Consider the following 3007-nt stretch of genomic DNA (forward strand, 5'->3'; position numbering starts at 1 on the left):
CGGATCAGGCTAAGGTAAAATTTGTGAGTTTAATCGCGAATTTTCGGCGAATGTCGTCTTCACAGTATAACCAGATTGCTTGGGGTTATATGGTCAAGTGAAGAAGCGCATACGGTGGATGCCTTGGCAGTCAGAGGCGATGAAAGACGTGGTAGCCTGCGAAAAGCTTCGGGGAGTCGGCAAACAGACTTTGATCCGGAGATGTCTGAATGGGGGAACCCACCTAACATAAGTTAGGTATCTTAAGCTGAATACATAGGCTTAAGAAGCGAACCAGGGGAACTGAAACATCTAAGTACCCTGAGGAAAAGAAATCAACCGAGATTCCCTTAGTAGTGGCGAGCGAACGGGGACTAGCCCTTAAGTGGCTTTGAGATTAGCGGAACGCTCTGGAAAGTGCGGCCATAGTGGGTGATAGCCCTGTACGCGAAAATCTCTTAGTCATGAAATCGAGTAGGACGGAGCACGAGAAACTTTGTCTGAATATGGGGGGACCATCCTCCAAGGCTAAATACTACTGACTGACCGATAGTGAACTAGTACCGTGAGGGAAAGGCGAAAAGAACCCCGGAGAGGGGAGTGAAATAGATCCTGAAACCGTATGCGTACAAGCAGTGGGAGCCCACTTTGTTGGGTGACTGCGTACCTTTTGTATAATGGGTCAGCGACTTATTTTCAGTGGCGAGCTTAACCGAATAGGGGAGGCGTAGCGAAAGCGAGTCTTAATAGGGCGTCTAGTCGCTGGGAATAGACCCGAAACCGGGCGATCTATCCATGGGCAGGTTGAAGGTTGGGTAACACTAACTGGAGGACCGAACCGACTACCGTTGAAAAGTTAGCGGATGACCTGTGGATCGGAGTGAAAGGCTAATCAAGCTCGGAGATAGCTGGTTCTCCTCGAAAGCTATTTAGGTAGCGCCTCATGTATCACTGTAGGGGGTAGAGCACTGTTTCGGCTAGGGGGTCATCCCGACTTACCAAACCGATGCAAACTCCGAATACCTACAAGTGCCGAGCATGGGAGACACACGGCGGGTGCTAACGTCCGTCGTGAAAAGGGAAACAACCCAGACCGTCAGCTAAGGTCCCAAAGTTATGGTTAAGTGGGAAACGATGTGGGAAGGCTTAGACAGCTAGGAGGTTGGCTTAGAAGCAGCCACCCTTTAAAGAAAGCGTAATAGCTCACTAGTCGAGTCGGCCTGCGCGGAAGATGTAACGGGGCTCAAACCATACACCGAAGCTACGGGTATCACTTAGGTGATGCGGTAGAGGAGCGTTCTGTAAGCCTGTGAAGGTGAGTTGAGAAGCTTGCTGGAGGTATCAGAAGTGCGAATGCTGACATGAGTAACGACAATGGGTGTGAAAAACACCCACGCCGAAAGACCAAGGTTTCCTGCGCAACGTTAATCGACGCAGGGTTAGTCGGTCCCTAAGGCGAGGCTGAAAAGCGTAGTCGATGGAAAACAGGTTAATATTCCTGTACTTCTGGTTATTGCGATGGAGGGACGGAGAAGGCTAGGCCAGCTTGGCGTTGGTTGTCCAAGTTTAAGGTGGTAGGCTGGAATCTTAGGTAAATCCGGGATTCTAAGGCCGAGAGCTGATGACGAGTGTTCTTTTAGAACACGAAGTGGTTGATGCCATGCTTCCAAGAAAAGCTTCTAAGCTTCAGGTAACCAGGAACCGTACCCCAAACCGACACAGGTGGTTGGGTAGAGAATACCAAGGCGCTTGAGAGAACTCGGGTGAAGGAACTAGGCAAAATGGCACCGTAACTTCGGGAGAAGGTGCGCCGGTGAGGGTGAAGGACTTGCTCCGTAAGCTCATGCCGGTCGAAGATACCAGGCCGCTGCGACTGTTTATTAAAAACACAGCACTCTGCAAACACGAAAGTGGACGTATAGGGTGTGACGCCTGCCCGGTGCCGGAAGGTTAATTGATGGGGTTAGCTAACGCGAAGCTCTTGATCGAAGCCCCGGTAAACGGCGGCCGTAACTATAACGGTCCTAAGGTAGCGAAATTCCTTGTCGGGTAAGTTCCGACCTGCACGAATGGCGTAACGATGGCGGCGCTGTCTCCACCCGAGACTCAGTGAAATTGAAATCGCTGTGAAGATGCAGTGTATCCGCGGCTAGACGGAAAGACCCCGTGAACCTTTACTATAGCTTTGCACTGGACTTTGAATTTGCTTGTGTAGGATAGGTGGGAGGCTTTGAAGCGTGGACGCCAGTTCGCGTGGAGCCAACCTTGAAATACCACCCTGGCAACTTTGAGGTTCTAACTCAGGTCCGTTATCCGGATCGAGGACAGTGTATGGTGGGTAGTTTGACTGGGGCGGTCTCCTCCTAAAGAGTAACGGAGGAGTACGAAGGTGCGCTCAGACCGGTCGGAAATCGGTCGTAGAGTATAAAGGCAAAAGCGCGCTTGACTGCGAGACAGACACGTCGAGCAGGTACGAAAGTAGGTCTTAGTGATCCGGTGGTTCTGTATGGAAGGGCCATCGCTCAACGGATAAAAGGTACTCCGGGGATAACAGGCTGATACCGCCCAAGAGTTCATATCGACGGCGGTGTTTGGCACCTCGATGTCGGCTCATCACATCCTGGGGCTGAAGCCGGTCCCAAGGGTATGGCTGTTCGCCATTTAAAGTGGTACGCGAGCTGGGTTTAGAACGTCGTGAGACAGTTCGGTCCCTATCTGCCGTGGACGTTTGAGATTTGAGAGGGGCTGCTCCTAGTACGAGAGGACCGGAGTGGACGAACCTCTGGTGTTCCGGTTGTCACGCCAGTGGCATTGCCGGGTAGCTATGTTCGGAATAGATAACCGCTGAAAGCATCTAAGCGGGAAACTAGCCTCAAGATGAGATCTCACTGGGACCTTGAGTCCCCTGAAGGGCCGTCGAAGACTACGACGTTGATAGGTTGGGTGTGTAAGCGCTGTGAGGCGTTGAGCTAACCAATACTAATTGCCCGTGAGGCTTGACCATATAACACCCAAGCAATTTGCTGAC

1 rRNA gene is annotated in these 3007 nt (G+C 51.5%); it reads left to right on the forward strand.

The features are described from left to right. Positions 1-91 precede the first annotated feature (91 nt). A 23S ribosomal RNA gene (locus tag ACM6IQ_RS20430) occupies positions 92-2983 on the forward strand. Positions 2984-3007: the final 24 nt, after the last annotated feature.

Origin of the sequence: Pseudomonas sp. IT-P100, from assembly GCF_949767185.1 — a bacterium.
Classification (GTDB): Bacteria; Pseudomonadota; Gammaproteobacteria; order Pseudomonadales; family Pseudomonadaceae; genus Aquipseudomonas; species Aquipseudomonas fluorescens_B.